Source organism: Streptomyces violaceus (assembly GCF_036014075.1).
GTDB lineage: Bacteria > Actinomycetota > Actinomycetes > Streptomycetales > Streptomycetaceae > Streptomyces > Streptomyces violaceus.
The window spans coordinates 997071-1021208 of the sequence record NZ_CP107911.1 but is presented as its reverse complement, the minus strand read 5'-3'; the positions used below and the strand labels follow the sequence as shown (position 1 = coordinate 1021208).

Genomic DNA, 24138 nt, shown 5'->3' with positions numbered 1-24138 from the left:
GGCAGGCCCTCAAGGGAGGAAGGCCTGCCGGGAAGCGGGGTGATGCCGTTGGCGTCAGGAAGTGACGGAGAATCCGCTGAAGACGGCTTCGATGTTCTCGCCGGGGTAGTTGACGTTGGCCGCGCTGGCGACCATCCCGGCGTCACCGGTGCCGGTGGCCGACGGCACCTGGGCGGTGCCGACCTGCGACCAGTTCTCGCCGTCCTTGCTGGAGTAGGCGGTGTAGGTGGCGCCGTCCCGGGTCAGCTTGAGATACGCCGGGTGGTACGTGGAGCCACCGCCCGCCCAGGTGTCGAGCTTCCCGTCGCCGTCGCTGTCGGTCATGAACTCCAGTCCGTAACTCTGGGTCATGACCAGCACCGCGTAACCGCCCTTCTCGGGCGCCGTCAGGTCGTTGGCGAGGGCGATGCCCGCCTTGCCGACCGGTGAGGCGCTGTCCTGGGAGACCAGCTGGGCCTGCACCGTGGCCTTCTCCCCGGCCGCGTCGTCGCGGTAGATGACGCCCTTCTCGTCCTTCCACCCGGACAGGTCCTGGCCGCCCGCCCAGATGGCGAACTGGTCGCCGGCCTGGGCGTATTGCGGGTCCTCGGAGGTGGTATCGGCTGTCAGGTACGGTTCCCGCACACTGCCCGGGGCGGCCTTCACCTGCGCCTGCACGGTGTCGGACACCTTCGTCGACCCGTTGTAGGTGGCGGTGCCGGTGAGGTTGTGGCTGCCCCATCGGGCGTCATCGGCCGGGGTCACCGTCCAGGTGGTGGTGAGGCTGGCGCCGTTCTTGAGCGAGTCCGCGGTGGTCGGGCCGGTCGCCTTCGCCGTCCAGCCCTCGGGCAGGTCCAGCGCCGCCTTGGCGTTCTCGATGGTCCGGGCGCCCCAGTTGGTCACCTCGGTGGTCACCTCGAACGGCTTGCCGGCGTCGGTGGACGGGGCGTCCGGGGTGATCAGGACGGAGGCGGCCGGAGCGTTGTCGCGCTTGAGCGCCTTGATGGCCTTGTCCGCGCCCTCGGCCTTGAGATTGACGAAGGCCGGGGTGACGCCGAGCGGCGCCGCGTACCCCTTCAGCGTCTTGGGGCCACGGATCACGGTGCCCTGGTTCACGTCGTACCAGGTGCCCGGCGGCAGATGGACGGAGCGGGTGGCGCCCGTGCTCAGCTTGGGCGCGGCCAGCACGGCCGGGCCGAGCATCCACTCGTCGGTGACCGTGTAACTCGCCTCGTCCTTCGGGAAGTCGAAGAACAGCGGCCGCATGATCGGATCGCCGGTCTTCAGCGTGCTCTGCACCTGGTCCCAGATGTAGGGGGCGAGCTTCTCGTGGGTCTTGATCGCCTGCCGGTAGAGATCGACCGTCTCCTGGTCGTAGTCCACCTTCTGCCCGGTGGTGGTGTCGTTGGTGTCGACCGGGGAGGTCGAGGCGTACATCAGTGGCATCAGCGAGGCGGATTGCGCCCACCGCACCAGCACGTCCTTCGTCGGCGCCGGCTGGCCGCCGGAGCCGCCGATCATGTCGGACTCGACGAACGGGTAGCCGATGGTGGAGATCGCCAGGTTCTGGGTGGCGGAGGCGCGCAGGGAGTCCCAGCCGGTGCCCTTGTCGACCTGGCGGGTGACGAAGCCGGCCTCGTGGGCCGTCTGGTTCCAGTGCACCCGGATGCCCGCGCCCTGGAGGTCGAACTCGTCGGCGAGCTGTGTGCCGAGCTTCTGGTAGTCCGTGGCCTGGTGGCCCTCGCGCGGCGCGCACTTCTCGTCGAAGAAGCGGGTGTCGAACTTCAGCCCGTCGATGTCGTACGTGTCCATCAGGGTCTTGAGGTTGGCCTCGTACCAGGCCTTGGCGTCCGGGTTCGCCAGGTCGATGATCCCGGCCTGGCCGTTCCACCAGGTCACTTCACACGGCTTGCTCGTGTCCTTGGCGTCCATGAGCAGATAGCCGTTGTCGACCGCGTACTGGTAGTTGTCGGAGTCCAGGTTGATCCACAGGGTGACCCAGATGCCGAAGTCGAACCCCATGTCGTGGATCTTCTGGGAGAGGCCCTTGGGATCGGGGAAGGTCTTGGGATCCCAGGTCAGATTGCCGTAGTTCGACTCCCACTTGTCGTCGAGCTGGATGGTGTGCCCGTCCAGACCGTTGTCGTGGAGGTCGGTGGCGTAGTCGAGCAGCTTCTCCTGGTCGATCTTGGTGTAGAACTGCGCCCACGAGTTCCACAGCGGCTTGGCGTACTGCTCGTACGTGGCATCGGACTTGGCCGGCTTGCCGACGATGCCGATGTAGTCGCGGTAGACCTCCAGCGGGGTCGACTCGACGAACACGGTGGCCTTGTAGGTGTCGGGCGACTCGACGGTGAAGGCGCCGAGGCCGTCCTTGCCCTTGTTGAGCCGCACGTCCATGACATCCCCGGTGTCGACGCGCAGACCGGTCGACTTGGACGTGTACCAGAACGGGTCGATCATGTTGTACGACGCCGGGCCGAAGGTCTCGTGGTCGACCTCGCCGGCGTCGAGCGGCCAGGGCTGGTTGACGCCGGGGCCGCCTTGGGGGGTCTCCGCCTCGCCGTGGCCGTACCAGTGGCCTGCCGATGACAGGTCGTAGGCGAGGCCCAGCTGCTTCGGTCCGCCGCCGCGGACGTCCCAGTCGAGCTGGTAGCGGTCGGCGCCAGGGGTGATCCGGGCCTCCACCGTGGCGCCGTCGAGCGTGCTGTCGGCGGTGACGGTCAGGACGCCGTCCTTCCACGTCCAGTCCGTGACGTCGGTCGCGTGCTGCCACGTGCCGTCGGCCGCGGCGAAGCGCAGGGCGCCGGTGTCGCCGGAGGCGGTGGCGAGCACGGTCTTCCCGGAGCGGCGCGTGGTCAGGGCGAGTTCGTCGGTGGCCACGTCGAGGGTGTAGCCGGGGGCGCCGGCGGAGGCAGGCACGGAGACCGTGACGGCATCCGCGGTGCGGGCCACCTTCGGCCCGCCGGTGGTGGCGGTGGGGCGGGCGTCGGCCGTGGCCGCGGCGGGGGAGCCGGTGACGGGCGCCGTCAGCAGGGCGGCGGTCAGCGCGGCTGCGAGCAACGGGCCGCCGGGACTGCTCAGTCGGGGGTGCACTCGTGTCCTCCTGTCGGACAGGACGGTGACTCAGGAGCGGCGGTGCGTGGTGCCGGTGGCGTGCGCAGTGCACGGTCACGAGGAAGCGCGGTGCCGGGGGCTTGCGATCTGCTTGAAACTGCGTGCCGATGCAAGATTCCAACTGATTTCGCTCATGCTCTTGCGGTAATCGCCACCTGTCAACATGTGGGGCACGTGGCTTCCGGGGTGCTTGGAGCGTTCTCCTGAAGCAGCTGTTGTCCCTGGTGGCGGTCGCTCCGGGGTCCCGCCGAGAGGCCTCGGCGGGACCGGAAACCGTTCGTAACAGGCAGGTAAATTCTGCGGACCCCCGAGATCCTTTCCGGGGGTGCCTGGTCAGGCCAGGATCACCGAGCGGGTCAGGTGGCGTGGATTGTCCGGGTCGAGACCGCGTGCGGAGGCGAGCGCGGCTGCCAGGCGGTGCACCACGACGAGGTCCGCCAGTGGGTCCCGGCCGAGTGCCACCAACTGCCCGCCGGTGCGGGCGATGTCGTCGGCGAGACCGGACGGCAGGGCGGCCGGGTCCCCGAACCACCACGCCACACGGCCGGGTCCGGTGACGCTGATCGGACCGTGCCGGTACTCCATCACCGGATAGGCCTCCGTCCAGGCGGAGGCGGCCTCGCGCATCTTCAGCGCCGCCTCCTGGGCGATCCCGTACCCCCAGCCCTGCCCCAGGAAGGTGAACTGCTCGGCCTCGAGCACCCCGGCCGGCAGCGGTTCGTCCAGCGCCGAGCGCCCCTGCCGCGGCAGATGCCCCAGGTCCTCGCCCAGGTGCGCCCGCAGGAGGACCAGTTCCGTGCTGGCGAACCGGGTCTGGACGACCGACGTCTCGTCGGCGAAGTCGAGCGGGACGACGGCGTCCGCCGGCCCCCTCACCGGCGACTCCGGTACCGCGGTCACCGCGGTCGTCGGGGTGCGCCCCTGGAGCCGGCGGAGCAGCTCCAGCACCTCGGTCGTCGTGCCGGACCGGGTCAGCGCGACCACCCGGTCGTAGGCGCGCCCCGCCGGCATCTCGGAGGCGGGGAAGGCGTCGGTCTCGCCGTGGCGGCCCGACTCCCGCAGTGCCGCGTACGCCTGGGCGATGAACCACGACGTCCCGCAGCCCACGACGGCCACCCGCTCGCCGGGCCGGGGCAGCGAGGCAGCGGGGCCGTCGGGCTGCCGGGCCAGTGCCACGGCCTGCCGCCAGCAGTCGGGCTGGGTGGCGATCTCGATCTCGGTCTGACTCATCGGGAGGTCTCCCCTCTCAGGCGCACGGCGTGACCGATGCGTGATGCGACGGCTCTTGACACCGTGTGCGTTTCCTGGAGCATCATGTCGTTCAGTGATTGATAGCACCCCGAATCGAGCATAAACAAGCAAGCGCGCAATCAAGCGAGCACGCGCTGGACGAAGCACGCCATGCGTGCGGAGAGGTACTCCGTGAAACGGCACCTCGCAGGCCTCGCCACGGGACTGTCCCTGGCACTGGCCCTCACTGGATGCGGCAAGGGCAGCTCCTCGGACAGCGGCGGATCCGACGGCAGGACGATCAAATTCGTCGCCGCGAAGTACGACGACGACACCCAGGCCTACTGGACCGCGCTGATCAAGGACTTCGAAGCCGCCAACCCCGGCTACAAGGTGAATCTCGAAGTCGTCGACTGGGAGCAGATGGACTCCAAGGTCAAGACGTACGTCCAGACCAAGCAGGTCCCCGACGTCCTCAACTACAACAAGTTCTCCGACTTCGCCCGAGACGGCCTGGTCCACAAGGCGCAGGACGTCGTCTCGCCCAAGGTGCTGGCCGACTTCCTCCCGCTGTTCCGGCAGAAGGCGCAGTACAAGGGAGCCCAGTACGGCCTGCCGTTCATCTCCAGCGCGCGCCTGTTCTTCTACAACAAGGACATCTTCGCCAAGGCGGGCATCGCGCGGCCGCCGTCCACCTGGGCCGAGGTCGAGGCCGACGCCAAGAAGATCAAGAAGGCCGGATACATCGGCCTCGGGCTGCCCCTTGGCCCCGAGGAGGCGCAGGCCGAGTTCCAGATCTGGGCGATGAACAACGGCGGCGGCTGGACCGACGCCTCGGGCAAGTGGGCCATCGACCAGCAGGCCAACGTCGACACGCTCACCTATCTGCGGAAACTGACGAAGGACAAGGTCACCCAGCCCAACCCGGAGGCCACCAACCGCAAGGACGTCTTCAACCAGTTCGCCCAGGGCAAGATCGGCATGCTGAACGGGGCGGTCTTCATGCGGAAGGGCTTCATCGACCCGGTCGACGCGAAACTGAACTACGGCGTCGCGGCCCTGCCCAGCAAGGACGGCAGCACCCACAAGACGCTCGGCGTGCAGGACTATCTCGTCGCGTTCAAGAAGAGCGACGGGTCGAACAAGGCTGCGGTGAAGAAGTTCCTCGACTTCTTCTACCAGAAGGAGAACGCCGCCAGGTTCGTCTCCACCGAGGGGTTCCTGTCGGTCACCGACTCGGCCGGTCAGGTGCTCAGTTCCGACAGCAAGAACGCCGCCTACTACAAGCCGTTCGTCGACGCCCTCTCCAGCGCCGAGTTCGCCCCCACCGACGACCCCGCATGGGCCGCGGTCGACGGCGCCGTGAAACAGCGCATCGGCACGGCGGTGGCGGGCGGCGACCCTGCGAAGGTCCTGGGCGAGATCCAGAAGACCGCACAGAAGGGCGACTGACCCCGGTGGCCGTCCACGATGTCACCGTGAGCGCCGCCGGGGCCGAACACCCGGCCCCGGCGGCGCCACCGACGCCGCCCTCGCCGCGCCGCGGCCGCAGGACATGGCGCGTGCTGGAGCCCCTGTTGTGGCTCGGTCCCGCCACCCTCCTCATCCTGACCATGGTCGTCTGGCCGGTCGTCGAGATGATCCGTACGTCCCTGACGCGGGTGAGCTCCACGGGTCTGTCCCAGGGGTTCGCCGGAGTCCGCAACTACACGGACCTGCTCGCCGAGGGCGACCTGCCCGGAGTGCTGCTGCGCACCGTCGTGTGGGTCGTCGGGGTCGTCACCGTCACGATCGTGGTCTCGCTCGGCCTGGCCCAACTGCTGAACTCCAAGTTCCCCGGGCGCCGGCTGGTGCGGTGGGCGCTGATCGTGCCCTGGGCCTCGTCCGTGCTGATGACGGCACTCATCTGGCGCTGGATGCTCAACAACTTCTACGGCGTGATCAACCGGCTGCTCATGGACCTCGGCGTGCTGGACGCGCCCGTCAACTGGCTGGCCGATCCGGGGAAGGCCCTGGTCGCGATGATGGGCGTGGCGGTGTTCGTCTCGCTGCCGTTCACCTCGTTCGTCCTGCTGGCCGGCCTGCAGAGCATCCCCGCCGAGGTGTACGAGGCGGCGCGGGTGGATGGTGCCGGCCCGCTCCGCGGCTACCTGGGGATCACCCTGCCACTGCTGCGGCCCGCACTGGTGGTCGCCGCGATCATCAACGTCATCAACGTGTTCAACTCGTTCCCCATCATCTGGGCCATGACGCGCGGCGGTCCCGGCTTCGCCACCGACACGACCACCACCTACCTCTACAAACTCGCCTTCGACAACCAGTCGGTGGGGGAGTCGGCCGCCATGGCCGTCGTCAACTTCGGGCTGATCCTCGCGGTGGTGCTGGTCTATCTGCGCGTCGTCCGCCGACAGGAGGACACGCCGTGAGCAGGACCGCCGTCAACCCCCGCAAAGCCGCGCACCGCAAAGCAGCGCCCCGCAAAGCCGCGCCGCGCAGAACGCGGCGAGGACCGATGAAGCTGCGCACCGTCCTGCTCACCGCCGTCGGATGGCTGGTGGCGCTGGCGTTTCTCGCGCCCTACGCGCACATGCTGCTGACGGCGCTCAAACCGACGCCCGAACTGATGAAGTCCCCGCCGTCCTATCTGCCCTCCGAGTGGGAGTGGTCGAACTTCACCCACATCTGGTCGCTCAGCGACCCGCGCGTCGCGGACGCGCTGATGTTCTCGCTGTACGTCGCCGGGGCCTCGACGCTGCTCGCCCTGGCCGTCGGGATGCCCGCCGCGTACTACACCGCCCGGCACCGCTTCCGCGGGCGCGGCACGTTCCTGCTGCTCGTCCTCGTCACCCAGATGTTCGCTCCGACCGCACTGCTGGTCGGTATCTACCGGGAAATGGTCAGCCTCGACCTGACCGACACCGCCGAAGGCCTCATCCTGGTGAACGCGGCGTTCAACCTGCCGTTCTGCGTGTGGATCCTCAACGCGTACTTCGCGAGCATCCCCCGGGAACTGGAGGAGGCGGCCTGGCTCGACGGCACCGGGCGGCTCGGCTCCCTCACCCGTGTCGTCCTGCCCCTCGCGATGCCCGGTGTGGTGACCGCGCTTGTCTACACCTTCATCAGCGCGTGGAACGAGTACGTGGTGGCGCTCACCGTCACCTCGTCCGGCGACCGGATGACCCTGACCAAGGCGATCCCCGGCTTCGTCACCTCGTACCACGAGCAATGGCAGTACCTGTTCGCCACGTCGCTCGTCGCGATCGTGCCGGTGGTGGTGCTGTTCGTCTTCGTGGAGCGCCACCTCGTCGCCGGCCTGACCGCGGGCGGCGTCCGGGGATGACACCGGGATGCGCATCGGAGCCAAGGCCGTGGCCGGGGCCGCCGCTGAAGAGGCGTGCGGTGTCAGGCGCGGATGACCTCCACACCGGCCGCCTCGAACGACTCGGTCAGCTCGTCCGAGGCGCCCTTGTCGGTGACCAGGACGTCGATGTCCTCCACCGGGCAGATGCGAGCGAAGGCCCGACGGTCCAGCTTGGAGGAGTCGGCGACCGCGACGACCTGCAGCGCGCGGCGGGCCAGCGCCCGGTTGATGCTGGCCTCGCCCTCGTGGTGGGCGGTCGCCCCGTGGGCCACGTCGATGGCGTCAACCCCGATGAAGACCTGGTCCAGTGCGATCTCCGCGAGCAGTTCGGTGGCCAGCGGCCCGATCAGTTCGTAGGACGCCGGCCTGGCCACTCCACCGGTCACCACGAGCTTCACGTGGCGCCGTACGACCAGTTCGTTGGCGATGTTCAGGGCGTTGGTGACCACGGTGACCGCCGTCTCCGCGCCGCCGGAACTCAGGTCGGCCCGGGTGGCCAGTGCCCGCGCCACCTCGGTGGTCGTGGTGCCGCCGTTGAGTCCGACCACGGCGCCGGCCTTGACCAGCCCGGCGGCCGCGTCCGCGATCCGCTCCTTCTCCGGAGCCTTGCGCGCGGCCTTGTAACGCAGTGGCAGGTCGTAGGCGATCGCGTTGATCACGGCGCCGCCGTGCGTGCGGGTGACCATCTGCTGGCGGGCCAGCTCGTCGAGGTCGCGCCTGATCGTCGCGGCGGAGACCCTCAACTCCTCGGCAGCCGGTTCGACTTCGATCCGTCCGTCGCGCGTCAGCATCTCCAGCAGCGCGCTCCACCGGGCCTGCGGTGCCGCCATGTCTCACAACTCCCTGTCCGCGATGTGCGCCGCGATGTGCGCATCTCCATGAAACCACAGCGCTTGATTAGGTGTTTTATGGTCCTCAAACGAACAAAACCCTGCACGTCCCGCAGGTCCTTGCCGCTGCCGCTGCCGCTGTCCCTGCCTCTGCTGCTGCGGCTGTCGCGGCCCTCGCATACCGCACCGGGAGGCCGTCCGTGCCACTGACTCCCACCGCCGATGTGGTGAGCTCCGCGTGCCGCGACGGACGGGCCGTCGGCGCGTTCAACGTGATCACCCTCGAGCATGCCGAGGCCGTGGTCACCGGGGCGGAAGCCGTGGGCTGCCCGGTCATCTGCCAGATCAGCGAGAACGCCGTGCGGTTCCACGCCAGTCGGCTCGCCCCGATAGCCCGCGCCACCGCCGCGCTCGCCGAGGCGGCCGCCGTTCCCGTGGCGCTGCACCTCGACCACGTCACCGACGAAGCGCTGCTGCGCCGCGCAGCGGACTGCGGCTTCGGATCCGTCATGTTCGACGCGTCCGCGCTGCCGCACGCCCAGAACGTGGTCGCCACGCGCGCCGCCGCGCGGTGGGCGCACGCCCAGGGTCTCTGGCTGGAGGCGGAACTCGGCGAGATCGGCGGCAAGGACGGAGTGCACGCGCCCTCGGCACGTACGGACCCCGATCAGGCGCGCGACTTCGTGTCCGCCACCGGGGTCGACGCACTGGCCGTCGCGGTCGGCAGCTCCCACGCGATGACCACGCGCACCGCCCGGCTCGACCACGCTCTCATCGCCCGCCTCGCAAAGGCGGTCCCCGTGCCGCTGGTTCTGCACGGCTCGACGGGGGTGCCCGACGAGGAGCTCCGGCAGGCGGTGGCGGCCGGCATGGTCAAGGTCAACATCGGCACGGCACTGAATGCCGCCTTCACCGGCGCGGTCCGCGACACACTCGCCGCGGCGCCCGCGACCGTCGACCCCCGGCCCGCCCTCACCGCGGCGCGCCGGGCGATGGCCGATGCCGTGACGTCGGCGCTGCGGATCCTGTCGGGCGGCGGGTAGGGGACGGGACGAGCCGACCGGGGTCCGCCGCCGGGCCCGGCGGCGTCCCGAACCGCTCCTCGCCCGGGCACCGTCACCGCCCGGAGGCCGGCGGCCCTCAGGACCGCGGCGTCCAGGCCGGCGTGGTCCCCGTCAGCGCCTTCAGCAAAGGTGACAGCACCACGCCCTTCGGCGACTGGAAGCAGTCTGGATCTCAGCGTCGGCCTGATGAGGTGTGAGTCGTGGAACGGCCCGGGACGGCTGACCGGACACGCGAATCCATGTAGCCTACGAGGACCGCCCTTGACCTGCAAAAATCAGGCAGGGAGCAGACATGTCGGGAGCAGTTTCTCCGTGTTTCGTACCAACGTGTCCCCGCGGCTGCGGCCCGGCCGGCGTGCCTTCCGCATGGCGACGAAGATCGCGCCGCTGGAACACGACGAGGACCTGGGCCGGCTGGCCGCGGAGGACTTCGAACCCGGTTCACCGGCCCACGCGCTGGCCCGCATCGGCATCGCCAACTACTTCGCGGCCGCGCTGATCCTGCCGTACACGGCCTTCCACACTGCGGCCGAGGAGTTCCGCTACGACATCGAGCGCCTCACCGACCACTACGGCCTGGGCTACGAGACCGTGTGCCACCGTCTGAGCACCCTTCAGCGCCCCCGCCTGCGGGGTGTGCCCTTCTCCTTCGCCCGGGTCGACCGGGCCGGCAACATGTCCAAACGCCAGTCCGCGACCGGGTTTACTTCAGCCGGGCCGGCGGCACCTGCCCGCTCTGGAACGTCTACGAGTCCTTCGCCACTCCCGGCCGCATCCACGTCCAGCTGTCCGAGATGCCCGACGGACAGCGGTACCTGTGGACGGCCCGGGCTGTCACCCGGCACAGCGGCGGCTGAGGCGAACCCGGCAAGACGTGCGCCATCGGCCTGGGCTGCGAGATCCGCCACGCTCGTCGCCTCGTCTACTCCGACGGCCTCGACCTCGACAACGGCTCGGCCGCCACGCCCATCGGCATGGGCTGCCGGGTCTGCGAACGCCTCGACTGCCCCCAGCGCGCCGCACCGCCGCTCGGCCGTGCCCTGCGGATCGACCCCAACAGCAGCACCTTCGTCCCCTACCCGGTGGCCGACCCCGACTCACGGCCCGACCGAGGGGCGGTCCGGGCGTAGGCCGATGCCTCAACGGCCCGGCGCCCTGGCGTCTGGACCACTCCGGGCATCACCAGGGCGGGTATGGGACTCGGCCTGCCGTCGGCGTCGATGGCGACGAACGTGAGCCGCCCGGTGGCGACCTCGGTACCGGGCCCGGCCGCGTTCCACCTTCGGCGGTGACCGGACCCCGACCGTCATCGAGGTCCGCCCCGCACGTTCGAGTTCGGCGTGCACCGTGAGCAGATCGCCGGAACGCATCGGGGCCAGGAAGGCCATCCGGCCGACGGAGGCGGTCACCGCCGGCCCATCGGCGTGCCGTCCGGCGGCAGCCGCCGCCGCGTCGTCGATCAGCTTCATCACCACGCCGCCGTGAATGGTGCCGTACAGGTTGGTGTCGTGCTCGCTCATGATGTGCGCCAGCGTCACCCGGGAGTCGGCCGGGCGCTTCGTGGGGGCGGGCAGGATGGCGTTCCGGTCGGCCACGTCGCTCCTTCGCGAGTCGCGGCAAGGGGCGTACCGCGCGCACCTACCGGCGCGCGGGCAGGTGGCAGGTCTTCGGACTCGCGGGCTCGCCCTCCTGTCCGGAGGACACCTACTGGCCGTCGCTTCCCGGGCCCGGTACGTCGGGCCCAGTGCGTCCTACGGCGGTCGTTCCCGCTCACCGCTGCGGGCAGTCCCGGATTCCCACCGGGTTCCCTCTTGCGACGCATCCCGCCTGACCCCCGAGGCGCTGAGCCCCGTCGTCCTCCCCCGGGGACGAGGCGCATGCGGTCATCCGCCCCGAGGGCCGCCCGCAGCGCCGCTCGCTCGGCCGTCCGATCGCCGCGTACGGTCCCTGAGGGTGGGGTCGTCGCACACGCCGTAGGGCGGGAGACGGACGCGGTGATCTGCCGGCTCCGCTTCCGGCTGCTGTGAGGCGGCTCACCTGCACAGGGGTCTCGTACTCGCGCGTAGAGACAAGCCGCGTATGAGTTCCGTCAAAGCCCTGCGCAATGCCGTAAGAGAGTCGTCAATGAACGCCTCGATCCGGCCATACAGGCGCTTACCTGTACTCGTCCGTTTCAACCGAGCCTGACTCCAGGAGTTCGCGATGGCCGATCTGGCCTTCGTCATCACCACGCTCGCGGGTTTCGCGCTGGTGGCCTTCATCGCCAAGGGGGTGACGAAGCTGTGACCGCCGAGAACGTCGTCGGCCTGGTCGTGGCCGTCTCCCTGCTGGGCTATCTCGTCCTCGCCCTGATCTTCCCGGAGAGGTTCTGAGACACGACATGGGTCCCGTCCTCGCCGGCGTGCTCCAGCTGCTGGCGCTCATAGCCGCGCTGGCGCTCGCCTACAAACCCCTCGGCACCTACATGGCCAGGGTGTACTCCTCCGACAAGCACTGGCGCGTCGAGAAGTGGATCTACAAGGGCATCGGTGCCGACCCCGACACCGAGATGACCTGGACCGCGTATCTGCGCGGCGTCCTCGCCTTCTCGGCGGTCGGCGTCGTCTTCCTCTACGGCCTCCAGCGGCTCCAGGGCGTCCTGCCCGGCTCGCTCGGCTTCGCGTCGATCGATCCGGACCAGGCGTTCAACACCGCCGTTTCCTTCGTCACCAACACCAACTGGCAGTCGTACTACGGCGAGCAGGCCATGGGCCACGTCGTACAGACCGCCGGTCTGGCCGTACAGAACTTCGTCTCCGCTGCTGTCGGCATGGCCGTCGCGGTCGCGCTGGTGCGCGGCTTCGCGCGGTCCCGCTCCGGTGAGCTGGGCAACTTCTGGTCGGACCTGGTGCGCGGTGTCGTCCGCATCCTGGTGCCGCTGGCGTTCGTCGCCGCGATCGTGCTGGTCGCCTGCGGCGTGATCCAGAACTTCTCCGGCATCCACGAGGTCGGCCAGTTCATGGGTGGCTCGCAGGAGTGGAACGGCGGCGCGGTCGCCTCCCAGGAGGCCATCAAGGAGATCGGCACCAACGGCGGCGGCTACTTCAACGCCAACTCCTCCCACCCCTTCGAGAACCCCGTTCCGTTCACCAACCTGTTCGAGATCTTCCTGATCCTGGTCATCCCGTTCTCCCTCACCCGCACGTTCGGTGTGATGGTCGGCAGCGTGAAGCAGGGGTACGCGATCCTCGCCACGATGGGCACCATCTGGCTGGGCTTCGTCGCCCTGATGATGTGGACCGAGTTCTCCCACCACGGCCCGGCCTTCGAGCTGGCGAACGGGGCGATGGAGGGCAAGGAGGTCCGGTTCGGCATCGGCGGCTCGTCCATCTTCGCCGTGTCGACCACGCTCACCTCCACCGGTGCGGTCGACTCCTTCCACTCCTCCTTCACCGGCCTCGGCGGCGGCATCACCATGCTCGGCATGATGCTGGGCGAGATCGCGCCCGGCGGTGTCGGCTCCGGCCTCTACGGCATGCTGATCATGGCGATCATCGCGGTGTTCATCGCCGGCCTGATGGTCGGCCGCACGCCCGAGTACCTCGGCAAGAAGATCGGCACCCGTGAGATCAAGCTGGCGGCCCTGTACATCCTGGTCACCCCGGCGCTTGTGCTGATCTTCACGGCGTGCGCCATGGCCCTGCCGACTCCGGCGAACTCCATGACCAACAGCGGTGCGCACGGGTTCTCCGAGATCCTGTACGCCTACACCTCCGCCTCGAACAACAACGGCTCGGCCTTCGCCGGCCTGAACGCGGACACCCAGTGGTTCAACACCACGCTCGGCATCGCCATGCTGCTCGGCCGGTTCCTGCCGATGGTGTTCGTGCTGGCGCTGGCCGGCTCGCTGGCCCGGCAGACGCCGGTACCGGCCACCGCGGGCACCCTGCGCACAGAGAAGCCGCTGTTCACCGGCCTGCTGGTAGGAGCGATCCTGATCATCACCGGTCTCACGTACTTCCCCGCCCTCGCGCTGGGCCCGCTCGCCGAGGGGCTGGCGTGATGACCACCCGTACAGAGAAGTCTGAGGACTCCATGTCCACTCCCACCCTGGCACCCCACCAGGACGCGCCGACGGGTCACAAAACCCCGGAGGGCCGTGTCGGCGCGGGCCTGTTCGACCCCGGGCAGCTGGTGAAGTCACTGCCGGACGCGTTCCGCAAGCTCGACCCGCGGATGATGATCAAGTCACCCGTGATGTTCGTCGTCCTCGTGGGCTCCGTCCTGACGACGGTCTTCTCCTTCAAGGACCCGGGCGACTGGTTCGGCTGGACCGTCAGCGCCTGGCTCTGGCTCACCGTGATCTTCGCGAATCTGGCGGAGGCTGTCGCCGAAGGCCGCGGCAAAGCGCAGGCGGACACCTTGCGCAAGGCGAAGACGGACTCCGTGGCGCGCAAGGTCGACGGGACCGTGGTCCCCGGCACCGAGCTGAAGATCGGCGACCTGGTCGTCTGTGAGGCCGGTGACGTGATCCCCGGAGACGGCGACGTCGTCGAAGGCGTCGCCAGTGTCGACGAGTCGGCCATCACCGGTGAATCGGCCCCGGTCATCCGTGAGTCGGGCGGCGACCGCAGCGCCGTCACCGGCGGTACGAAGGTGCTGTCCGACCGCATCGTCATCAAGATCACGACGAAGCCGGGCGAGACCTTCATCGACCGGATGATCAACCTTGTCGAGGGTGCCGCACGGCAGAAGACGCCCAACGAGATCGCGCTGAACATCCTGCTAGCCTCTCTGACGATCGTCTTCCTGCTGGCCTGCGCCACGCTGCCGCCCTTTGCGGACTACGCGGGCTCCGAGCTCGGCATGGTCGTACTGGTCGCCCTGCTGGTCTGCCTGATCCCCACCACCATCGGTGCCCTGCTCTCCGCCATCGGCATCGCGGGCATGGACCGCCTGGTCCAGCGCAACGTCCTGGCGATGTCGGGCCGGGCGGTCGAGGCCGCCGGCGACGTCTCCACACTGCTGCTGGACAAGACCGGCACGATCACGCTCGGCAACCGGCAGGCGTCCGAGTTCGTGCCGGTGCGTGGGACGACGGAGGACGACGTCGCCGACGCTGCCCAGCTCTCCTCGTTGGCCGACGAGACGCCCGAGGGCCGCTCCGTCGTCGTACTCGCGAAGGAGAAGTACGGGCTGCGCGAGAGGCACCAGGGCGAGCTGGTGGGCGCCGAGTGGATCGAGTTCACCGCGCAGACCCGCATGTCGGGTGTGGACGTCGGCGGCAGGAAGATCCGCAAGGGCGCGGCCGGTTCGGTCATCGCCTGGGTCGAGGAACGCTGCGGCCAGATCGCCGAGGACGCCGACACCGTCGCCAACCGCATCTCCGAGGCAGGCGGCACCCCACTGCTGGTCGCGGTCGAGGACACCGACGGCGCCCGTGTGCTGGGTGTCATCCACCTGAAGGACGTGGTCAAGGACGGTATGCGGGAGCGGTTCGAGGAGCTGCGCCGCATGGGCATCAAGACGGTCATGATCACGGGTGACAACCCGCTGACGGCCAAGGCGATCGCCGAGGAGGCGGGCGTCGACGACTTCCTCGCCGAGGCCACCCCCGAGGACAAGATGGCCCTCATCAGGCGGGAGCAGGCCGGCGGCAAGCTGGTCGCGATGACCGGCGACGGCACCAACGACGCGCCCGCGCTGGCCCAGGCAGACGTCGGTGTGGCGATGAACACGGGTACGTCGGCCGCGAAGGAGGCCGGCAACATGGTCGACCTCGACTCCAACCCGACCAAGCTCATCGAGGTCGTCGAGATCGGCAAGCAACTCCTCATCACCCGGGGCGCGCTCACCACGTTCTCCATCGCCAACGACGTAGCGAAGTACTTCGCGATCATCCCGGCGCTGTTCGCGGCGGTTTACCCGGGCCTGGACAAGCTCAACATCATGAACCTGTCCTCGCCGGACTCGGCGATCCTGTCCGCGGTGATCTTCAACGCGCTGATCATCATCGCGCTGGTCCCGCTGGCCCTGAAGGGGGTGCGGTACCGGCCGGGCAGTGCCGACAAGCTGCTGCGCCGCAACCTCGCCGTCTACGGCCTCGGCGGCCTGGTCGCGCCCTTCATCGGAATCAAGATCACCGACATGATCCTCTCCCTCATCCCCGGAATCGGCTGATCGCCATGAACACAGTGACCAACACCGCCCGATTGCTCGGTGCGGGTCTGCGAGCCCTCTTGGTGCTGACCCTGGTGACGGGCGTCATCTACCCGCTCGTCGTCACGGGCATCGCCCAGGGGCTGTTCAATGACAAGGCGAACGGCTCGGAGATCACGTCCGGCGGTCGCGTTGTCGGCTCCTCACTGATCGGCCAGGGGTACAACCTGCCGCTCAAGGAGGGCCAGGAGACCCCGGCGCCCGACCTGAAGTGGTTCCAGGGCCGTCCGCAGAACGGCCTGGGCACCAACAGCGTCAACACGCAGTACTCGATCATCCTGTCCGGCGCGACCAACCGGTCCGGCGACAACGCGGAGCTGATCCAGTGGGTGAAGGACGCCAAGGCCGCCGTCGTGAAGGACAACTCAGTGCCTGGCTACTGCGTGAAGCCGTCCGAAGTGCCCGCCGACGCGGTCACGTCCTCCGGCTCCGGCCTCGACCCGGACATCACACCGGAGTACGCGGATATCCAGGTCCACCGGGTTGCTGAGAAGAACGGCCTGGCCGTCGCCGGGGTCCAGGCCCTGGTCGACGAGCAGACCGAGGGCCGCACCCTCGGCTTCATCGGCGAACCCCGGGTCAACGTGCTCGAGCTCAACATCGCTCTCAAGGAACTCGTGGCGAACAGCTGATGGCGGCACACATGCTCGTCGGGAGCCGGCGGCCGGCAGCAGTGCCCGGATCCGTCGGCTCCCGACGCCATGACACCGGTCACTCAGCTGCCGACGCCCACGGCCGAACGTACGACAGGAGAGGCAGCACGCCCATGACCCGGGTGCTCGTGGTGGAGGACAACCCGCAGCTCGTTCGGGCCCTCGTGATCAACTTGCAGGCACGTCACTACGGCGTGGACGCGGCACCCGACGGGGCCACGGCCCTGCGACTCGCCGCCGCTCGCCAACCCGACGTGGTCCTGCTCGATCTCGGCCTGCCCGACATGGACGGCGTCGACGTCATCAAGGGCCTGCGCGGCTGGAGCAGGGTGCCGATCCTGGTGCTGTCCGCCCGGCAGGCGTCCGACGAGAAGGTGGCCGCGCTCGACGCCGGCGCCGACGACTACATCACCAAGCCGTTCAGTATGGACGAACTGCTGGCCCGGCTGCGGGCCGCCGAGCGCCGCACCGACGACATCCCGCTCACCCCGGAGACGACGCTGGTCGAGACGGACGACTTCACCGTCGATCTGCTGGCCAAAAAGCTAGTCAGGGACGGGCGGGACGTGCGGCTCACCCCGACCGAGTGGCACCTGCTGGAGATCCTGGTGACCCGCCGGGGCCAGCTGGTCACCCAGAAGCACCTTCTCCAGGAGGTCTGGGGCATCTCGCAGAACAGCAAGACCAACTACCTGCGCGTGTACATGGCCCAGCTGCGGCGGAAACTGGAGAAGGACCCCTCCCACCCCTGCTATCTGATCACCGAGCCCGGCATGGGCTACCGCTTCGAAGCCTGACCGAGGAAACCCATGGCACGCGGCAAGCTCCGTATCTACCTCGGCGCAGCCCCCGGCGTCGGCAAGACGTACGCGATGCTGTCGGAGGCCCACCGCCGTGTCGAACGCGGCACCGACTGCGCGGTCGCCTTCGTCGAGCACCACGATCGGCCGCGCACCGAGGTGATGCTGCACGGCCTGGAGCAGGTGCCGCGCAACGAGATCGAGTACCGGGACGCGGTCTTCACGGAGATGGACGTGGACGCCGTCCTGCGGCGCGCCCCGGCCGTCGCCCTGGTCGACGAGCTGGCCCATACCAACGTGCCTGGCTCGCGCAACACCAAGCGCTGGCAGGACGTGGAGGAACTGCTCGCCGCGGGCATCGACGTGGTTTCGACCGTCAACATCCAGCACCTGGAATCGCTGGGCGACGTAGTGGAGTCGATCACCGGGGTCCGGCAGCGCGAGACCGTCCCCGACGAGGTCGTACGGCGGGCCGACCAGATCGAGCTGGTCGACATGTCACCGGAGGCACTGCGCCGCCGTATGGCGCACGGCAACATCTACAAGCCGGACAAGGTCGACGCGGCCCTGTCGAACTACTTCCGGCCCGGCAATCTGACCGCCCTGCGCGAGCTGGCGCTGCTGTGGGTGGCCGACCGGGTCGACGAGTATCTGAACGAGTACCGCAGCGAGCACCGGGTGTCGAAGATCTGGGGTTCGCGGGAGCGGATCGTGGTCGGCCTGACCGGCGGCCCGGAGGGGCGCACCCTCCTCCGGCGCGCGGCGCGGCTGGCGGAGAAGGGTGCGGGCGGCGAGGTGCTGGCCGTCTACATATCCCGCAGCGACGGCCTGACCGGCGCCTCGCCCAAGGAACTGGCCGTCCAGCGCACCTTGGTCGAGGATCTGGGCGGTACCTTCCACCACGTCGTCGGCGACGACGTACCGGCCGCTCTGCTCGACTTCGCCCGCGGGGTGAACGCCACGCAGATCGTCCTGGGCGTCTCCCGCCGCAGAAGCTGGCAGTACGTCTTCGGCCCTGGAGTCGGAGCCACCGTGGCCCGCGAGTCCGGTCCCGACCTCGACGTTCACCTCATCACACACGCCGAGGTCGGCAGGGGCCGCGGGCTGCCGATGGCGCGCGGGGCACGCCTCGGGCGGTCCCGGGTCGTCGCGGGCTGGCTCGTGGGTGTGCTGGGGCCCGTCCTGCTCGCCTGGCTGCTGACGAGCGTCATTTCGGACATCGGTCTCGCCAACGACATGTTGCTGTTCCTGTCGCTCACGGTGGCGGCGGCCATGGTCGGCGGGCTCTTCCCCGCGCTGGCGTCCGCGGTGGTGGGCTCCATGCTGCTGAACTGGTACTTCACCCCGCCCGTTCACACGCTGACCATCGCCGACCCGCAGAACATCGTCGCCATCACGGTCTTCATCGGGGTCGCCGTGGCCGTCGCGTCAGTGGTGGACCTCGCGGCCCGCCGCACCCAGCAGGCGGCGCGGCTGCGGGCAGAGTCGGAGATCCTCTCCTTCCTCGCGGGCAACGTCCTGCGCGGTGAGACGAGTCTCGACGCCCTCCTGGAACGGGTCCGCGAGACCTTCGCAATGGAGTCGGTGGCGCTGCTGGAGCGCGAGAGCGACGTGGCGCCCTGGACCTGCGCCGGCAGCATCGGTCCACGTCCCTGCGCCACGCCCGACGAGGCGGATGTCGACGTACCGGTCGGCGACCACATGGCCCTGGCCCTGTCCGGCCGGGTACTGCCGGCAGAGGACCGCCGGGTGCTGGCCGCCTTCGCCGCCCAGGCGGCGGTGGTCGTGGACCGCCGCCGCCTCCAGCAGGAGGCGGACCGGGCCAAGGAACTCGCCGAGGGCAACCGCATCCGCACCGCCCTCCTCGCCGCCGTCAGCCACGACCTGCGCACCCCTCTCGCCGGCATCAAGGCCGCGGTCACCTCCCTGCGCTCCGAGGACGTCGAGTGGTCCGAGGAGGACCAGGCCGAACTGCTGGAGGCCATCGAGGACGGCGCCGACCGCCTCGACCACCTCGTCGGCAACCTGCTCGACATGTCCCGCCTCCAGACCGGCACCGTCACCCCGATCATCCGCGAGACCGACCTGGACGAGGTGATCCCCATGGCACTGGGAGGCGTCCCCGACGACAGCGTGGACCTGGACGTCTCGGAGAGCCTGCCCATGGTCGACGTCGACCGCGGCCTGCTGGAACGGTCGGTCGCCAACATCGTCGAGAACGCCGTGAAGTACAGCCCACCGGGCGAGCGCGTCCTGGTCTCCGCGAGCGCCATAGCCGACCGGGTGGAGATCAGGGTCGTCGACCGCGGCCCCGGTGTCCCGGACACGGCCAAGGACCGTATCTTCGAACCCTTCCAGCGCTACGGCGACGCCCCTCGCGGCAACGGCGTCGGCCTCGGCCTCGCCGTCGCCCGCGGCTTCGCCGAGGCCATCGGCGGAACTCTGCACGCCGAGGACACCCCGGGCGGGGGCCTGACCATGGTGCTCGCCGTACGGACGGCACCGCAGCGCAGGCCGGATCAGATCGAAGCGTCCTCTGCGGTCATGTCCTGATGGTCTGCGCAACAAACACTCTGTTTGAGAGGACTGGTCGAGCATGAAACCACCCCGGGAGTGGGGGATGCGGTCCCGGATCGTCAGCCTCATGATCGGCTCCGTTGTCCTCATAACCGGGGGTGCTCTCGCTGACTGGATGTGGCTCATCGGCATCGGCGCGTGGCTGCTCATCGCCGCCGGCCTTCTCGAAATGATCTACCGTCCTTGATCGCCGCTGAGAGTCTCGGCTCGCCGGGCGGGGCAACCCGGCGCGGGGCGCTGCACCTCACTGACTGCTGCCGCTGACCTCGCTGCGGCTGTCCGACCCGGTGATTCCTTGGTCGTTCCGGATCGATGGTGCTGTCTTCCCGCCGCTCGACGTCGGGGACCAGGGCACCGTGTGAGCAGCCGCCCGGTGCGACAGCGCCGGGAGCCGCCGATGGGGTGATGGCAGGGGAGCAGCGTGAAAGTTCGAGGGCCAGTCGGCGTTTGGCTACAGGCGTACATTACTGGGTAAATGGCCTTTTAGCTGCTGAAGATTTATAATTCGGGCAGGAGTGTAGCCAGAACCGTCGGATCCGGTGTCCGATCTGCCCGTGAGGTCCGCAGCGAGTGGCCGTCGGCAGCCTTCGGAGGGCGCGCGGATCACATGGGCGCAGGAGGAAGATCTCTCGATGACCCGGCCCGATGATCCGCGCACCGCGGCGGCCCGGGTGTTCGCCGAGGGCGGCGCCTTCGGCGAACTCATGGCAGGGATCGACTGGGCGGCGACGCCGCTCGGGCCCCCCGTCTCCTGGCCGGGGCCCCTGGTGGACAGCCTGCGCCTCATGCTCACCTCCGAGCATGCGATGGCTCTGTACTGGGGGCCTGAATTCGCCACGCTGTACAACCTGGGCTCCACACCCATCGTCGGCGCCAAACACCCCTGGGCGCTCGGCAGGCCCTACAAAGACGTGTTCCCCGAGGTATGGGCCCACCCCGTGAGCTCCCACTTCCACTACGTGACCGGCACCCGCAAGCCCCTGCTGGTCCCGGATGAGCTGCTCATCATGGAGCGCCACGGCTTCTTGGAGCAGTGCTACTTCGACTCCGCGTTCCAGCCCGTGCTGCTGGACGACGGCACCGCCGGCGGCGTGCTGCAGATCCTCACCGAGACCACCGGCCGGGTGCTGGGCGAGCGCCGGCTGCGCCTGCTGAGCGAGACCGGCGCGCGCACGGCCGGGCTGCCCACCCCGGGCGAGGTCGCCCGCGTGGTCGCCGAGGTGGCGGGCTCCTACCCCGAGGAGACCCCGTTTCTCGCCCTGTACCTGGCCCCCGAGCCCCTTCAGAGCCCGGCGGCCTCCGTCGGGCTCCGGTCGGCGCCAGAAACCGTCTCGCCTAGTGCGGCCGACGGGTCGAAGGTGGCGGCCGGGCTGGCGCAGGTGGTCGCCGACGGCACCCCGGCCACACTGCCTGCCGCCTCGTTCACCGGCGGCAGCACGGCCGGGCAACATGCCGCGGCCGCCCGGATCCCGGTCGAGCAGGCACTGGCCCTGCCGCTGCACTGCGCGGGCCAGGTGGAGGGCGTCCTGGTGGTGGGCGTCAACCCCTGCTTCCCCCCGGCCGGGGCCTACCACGACTTCCTGGAGGTACTCGCCTCCGCCGTGGCCGGAGCGCTGTCGGCCGCGCTCGCGCACGAAGAGCAGCGCCGGCGAGCGGAGGCGCTGGCCGAGCTGGACCGCGCCAAGACCACCTTCTTCGCCAACGTCAGCCACGAGTTCCGCACCCCGCTCACCCTTCTCCTGGGCCCGCTCCAGCAGGCCCTGGCCGACGAGGACCGACCCGAGCGGCGCGAGCAGCTGGAGCTGGCCGAGCGCGGCGCCCTGCGCCTGCTGAAGCAGGTCAACACCCTCCTGGACGTCGCCCGGGCCGAGGCCGGGCAGATGCGCCCGGCCCTCGAGCCGGTGGACCTCGCGGGTGCCACGGCCGAGCTGGCCGGGGTGTTCCGCTCCGCCTTCGAGGCGGCAGGGCTGACGCTGGAGGTGGACTGCCCGCCGCTGCCCAAGCCGGTGCCGGTGGACCGGGAGATGTGGGAGAAGACCATCCTCAACCTGCTCAGCAACGCCCTGAAGTTCACCTTCACCGGCGGCGCCCGGGTGCAGGTGGCCGCGGCCGGCGACCGGGCCAGGCTGACCGTGACCGACACCGGCACCGGCATCCCCGCGGACGAGCTGCCGCGCCTGTTCGAGCGATTCCACCGGGTCCGTGGCGCCCGCTCCCGCTCTCACGAGGGCAGCGGCCTCGGCATGGTTCTGGTGAAGGACCTGGTGGAAGCGCACGGCGGCACCGTCGGCGTAGCCAGCCGCCTCGGCCAGGGGACCACCGTCACCGTGGATCTCCCTTTCGCCACCGCCCACCGGCCTCGCCCGGCCCCGCCTGCGGCGGACGCCGGATCCCCCGGGGAAACCCCCAGGGAAGGCGGAGGCGGCCGGCCCGGCCGTGCCGCGGCTTATGTGGACGAGGCTCTGGGCTGGCTGGCGGCCGGCCCCGCCCCCGCCGCGGCACGCACCCCACACGCCCCCGCGACCCACGATGCCCGCCACGGCCCCGGCTCGCACGAAACCGGCCGCCCCCACCGGGCCCGCCTGCTGGTCGTCGACGACAACGCCGACATGCGCGCCTACCTCACCCAGCTCCTGCAGCCCGACTACGACGTGCTGCTCGCCGCCGACGGCCGGGCCGCCCTGGAGACGGCCCTGGCGCAGCCGGTGGAACTGGTGCTCAGCGACGTGATGATGCCCCTCATGGACGGTTTCGAGCTGGTCCGGGCGCTGCGCGCCGACCCGCGCACCGCCCGCCTGCCCATCGTCTTGCTCACTGCCCGCGCCGGCGAGGAGGAATCCGTGCAGGGCCGGCACGCCGGCGCCGACGACTACCTGACCAAACCCTTCTCCGCGCGCCAGCTACTGGCGCGCGTTCGCACCGGGTTGGAACTGTCCCGGTTGCGCGAACAGGTCCTGACCGAAACCCGCAACCAGCTGGCCGTGCTGGCTTCCCTGGCCGACGCGGGCCTGCGGCTGTCCGCCACCCTCGACCCGGACCAGATACTGCAGACCGCCGGCCAGATCCTGCTGCCCGACTTCGCCGACCAGATCAGCATCCACCTCACCCCTGCGACATCCGCCCCGGCGCAGGCGCCCCCGGCATACATCACCGGCACCCCCCTTCTTACCCGCGAGGCCCTGGACACCGCCGCCACCCACGCGATCAACGGCACCACCCCAGCCCCAGCCGGCCAGCACCCGGCGCCCGCCGCTGTGCTGGCCCTGCCGCTGCACGCCCACGACCAGACGCTGGGCGCCCTGGTGCTGGTCCGGCACACCGGCGGGTACTCCGCGGTCCAGCACAAGTATCTGGAGAACCTCGCCCACCGCCTGGCCTTGGCCTACGACAACGCAGCCCGATACCACAACGAGCGCCGCCTCGCCCTGACCCTGCAACGCGCCCTCCTGCCCCACCACCTGCCCCAGGTGCCCGGGGTGCGCCTGGCCACCCACTACCGGGCCAGCAACCGCGGCGCCGAGGTCGGCGGCGACTGGTACGACGTGCTCGCCCTGCCCGACGGCGCAGTGGGACTGGCCATCGGCGACGTCATGGGCCACGACGTGGAAGCCGCCACAGCGATGGGCCAACTCCGCTCCGCACTGCACAGTCTCGCACTGGAGGGCGCCGACCCGGCCCAGGTGCTGACCAGGCTGGACGCATACCTGCAGTCGCTCGCCACCGACCGCTTCGCCACCTGCCTGTACGCAATCTACGACCCCCACCGCCACCGCCTGCGCTACGCAGCGAGCGGGCACCTGCCGCCCCTGCTGGTAGCCGCCGACACCGCATACCTGGAACTGCCCCCGGAGCTGCCGCTGGGACTTGGCAGCACCCCGGGCGACCGCGAGGTGGCGTTCCCACCCGGCACCAGCCTGCTGCTGTACACCGACGGCCTGGTGGAGAACCGGGCGCTCTCCCTGGACGACGGCCTGGCGGCCCTGCGCCAGACCTGCGAGGCACTGCCCGCCGCCGCCCGCACCGACCCCCAGCAGATCATCGAACGGGCCCTGGAACTGCTGAACACCCCCGCCAGGGTCGACGACGACGCCGCCCTGCTCACCGCCACCGCCGAACCATCGCGTCGAACCGGCGACCCTCAGACCGACGCAAGTGCCGGACAACCGACCGCTACTGCTCGTAGGCATCGCTGAGGAAGCTGCTGATACGCCAAGTCACTGCTACCGAACTGTCTTCATGCCGACGGAGTCGCGGATCCTAGCCAGACCACATCATCGTGATGGAGCACGGCCGGATCACCGAACAGAGCCGATACGACGACCTCGTCCG

At 69.7% G+C, this 24138-nt stretch carries 15 protein-coding genes, 1 pseudogene and 1 riboswitch; of the genes and pseudogenes, 12 read left to right on the top strand and 4 right to left on the bottom strand.

Annotation, left to right across the window (positions count from 1 at the left end):
• Positions 1 to 54 precede the first annotated feature (54 nt).
• Together OG542_RS04700 and OG542_RS04695 are read right to left on the bottom strand one after the other, a co-directional pair.
• The gene (locus OG542_RS04700) at positions 55 to 3075 is read right to left on the bottom strand and encodes a TIM-barrel domain-containing protein (protein WP_328408467.1); all 3021 of its coding nucleotides are present in this window, start codon (positions 3073 to 3075) and stop codon (positions 55 to 57) included.
• A gap of 354 nt (positions 3076 to 3429) precedes the next feature.
• Positions 3430 to 4326: an SIS domain-containing protein gene (locus OG542_RS04695; protein WP_328408465.1), complete on the bottom strand. Its 897-nt coding sequence runs from the start codon at positions 4324 to 4326 to the stop codon at positions 3430 to 3432.
• Between the two features lie 171 nt (positions 4327 to 4497).
• On the opposite strand from OG542_RS04695, the gene OG542_RS04690 reads away from it, so the two are divergent.
• Genes OG542_RS04690 through OG542_RS04680 form a run of 3 tightly spaced genes read left to right on the top strand, consistent with a single transcriptional unit; the run spans position 4498 to position 7666 of the window.
• Positions 4498 to 5778 carry an extracellular solute-binding protein gene (locus OG542_RS04690; protein ID WP_328408463.1) on the top strand — a complete coding sequence of 427 codons (1281 nt, stop codon included), beginning with the start codon at positions 4498 to 4500 and terminating at the stop codon, positions 5776 to 5778.
• Between the two features lie 26 nt (positions 5779 to 5804).
• Positions 5805 to 6752 carry a carbohydrate ABC transporter permease gene (locus OG542_RS04685; protein ID WP_328408461.1) on the top strand — a complete coding sequence of 316 codons (948 nt, stop codon included), beginning with the start codon at positions 5805 to 5807 and terminating at the stop codon, positions 6750 to 6752.
• Positions 6749 to 7666, top strand: coding sequence for a carbohydrate ABC transporter permease (locus tag OG542_RS04680; RefSeq protein ID WP_328408459.1), 918 nt, complete (start codon positions 6749 to 6751; stop codon positions 7664 to 7666). Before OG542_RS04685 ends, OG542_RS04680 begins: the two co-directional genes overlap by 4 nt.
• Positions 7667 to 7728: 62 nt before the next feature.
• Here the strand turns inward: OG542_RS04680 and OG542_RS04675 are convergent, their stop codons facing one another.
• Positions 7729 to 8517, bottom strand: a complete 789-nt coding sequence (locus tag OG542_RS04675) for a DeoR/GlpR family DNA-binding transcription regulator (RefSeq protein WP_328408457.1) — start codon at positions 8515 to 8517, stop codon at positions 7729 to 7731.
• Between the two features lie 200 nt (positions 8518 to 8717).
• Here OG542_RS04675 and OG542_RS04670 point away from each other — a divergent pair, with 200 nt between their 5' ends.
• Positions 8718 to 9560 carry a class II fructose-bisphosphate aldolase gene (locus OG542_RS04670; protein ID WP_328408455.1) on the top strand — a complete coding sequence of 281 codons (843 nt, stop codon included), beginning with the start codon at positions 8718 to 8720 and terminating at the stop codon, positions 9558 to 9560.
• Positions 9561 to 9905: 345 nt separating this feature from the next.
• Positions 9906 to 10711 (top strand): annotated as a pseudogene (locus OG542_RS04665) (short-chain fatty acyl-CoA regulator family protein); the annotation flags it as partial.
• Between the two features lie 9 nt (positions 10712 to 10720).
• On the opposite strand, the gene OG542_RS04660 reads toward OG542_RS04665, so the two are convergent.
• Complete coding sequence (locus OG542_RS04660; RefSeq protein ID WP_328408453.1) at positions 10721 to 11176, bottom strand: acyl-CoA thioesterase; 456 nt, start codon at positions 11174 to 11176, stop codon at positions 10721 to 10723.
• Between the two features lie 63 nt (positions 11177 to 11239).
• Positions 11240 to 11414: riboswitch (cobalamin riboswitch) on the bottom strand.
• A gap of 449 nt (positions 11415 to 11863) precedes the next feature.
• Between OG542_RS04660 and kdpF the strand changes: the two genes are divergently transcribed.
• From kdpF to OG542_RS04625, 7 genes are all read left to right on the top strand, one after another.
• A complete protein-coding gene (gene kdpF, locus OG542_RS04655) occupies positions 11864 to 11953 on the top strand; it encodes a K(+)-transporting ATPase subunit F (RefSeq protein WP_037672136.1) in 90 nt (29 codons plus the stop codon).
• A gap of 8 nt (positions 11954 to 11961) precedes the next feature.
• Positions 11962 to 13623: a potassium-transporting ATPase subunit KdpA gene (gene kdpA / locus OG542_RS04650; RefSeq protein ID WP_328408447.1), complete on the top strand. Its 1662-nt coding sequence runs from the start codon at positions 11962 to 11964 to the stop codon at positions 13621 to 13623.
• Positions 13623 to 15740 (top strand): potassium-transporting ATPase subunit KdpB, encoded by a 2118-nt coding sequence (gene kdpB, locus OG542_RS04645; protein WP_328408445.1) that lies wholly within the window; start codon positions 13623 to 13625, stop codon positions 15738 to 15740. Before kdpA ends, kdpB begins: the two co-directional genes overlap by 1 nt.
• 5 nt (positions 15741 to 15745) lie before the next feature.
• Positions 15746 to 16411, top strand: coding sequence for a potassium-transporting ATPase subunit C (locus OG542_RS04640; protein ID WP_328408443.1), 666 nt, complete (start codon positions 15746 to 15748; stop codon positions 16409 to 16411).
• Positions 16412 to 16545: 134 nt separating this feature from the next.
• Positions 16546 to 17229: a response regulator transcription factor gene (locus OG542_RS04635; RefSeq protein WP_328408441.1), complete on the top strand. Its 684-nt coding sequence runs from the start codon at positions 16546 to 16548 to the stop codon at positions 17227 to 17229.
• Positions 17230 to 17241: 12 nt separating this feature from the next.
• A complete protein-coding gene (locus OG542_RS04630; protein ID WP_328408439.1) occupies positions 17242 to 19785 on the top strand; it encodes a sensor histidine kinase KdpD in 2544 nt (847 codons plus the stop codon).
• A gap of 656 nt (positions 19786 to 20441) precedes the next feature.
• Positions 20442 to 24002 carry a SpoIIE family protein phosphatase gene (locus OG542_RS04625; RefSeq protein WP_328408437.1) on the top strand — a complete coding sequence of 1187 codons (3561 nt, stop codon included), beginning with the start codon at positions 20442 to 20444 and terminating at the stop codon, positions 24000 to 24002.
• Positions 24003 to 24138 lie beyond the last annotated feature (136 nt).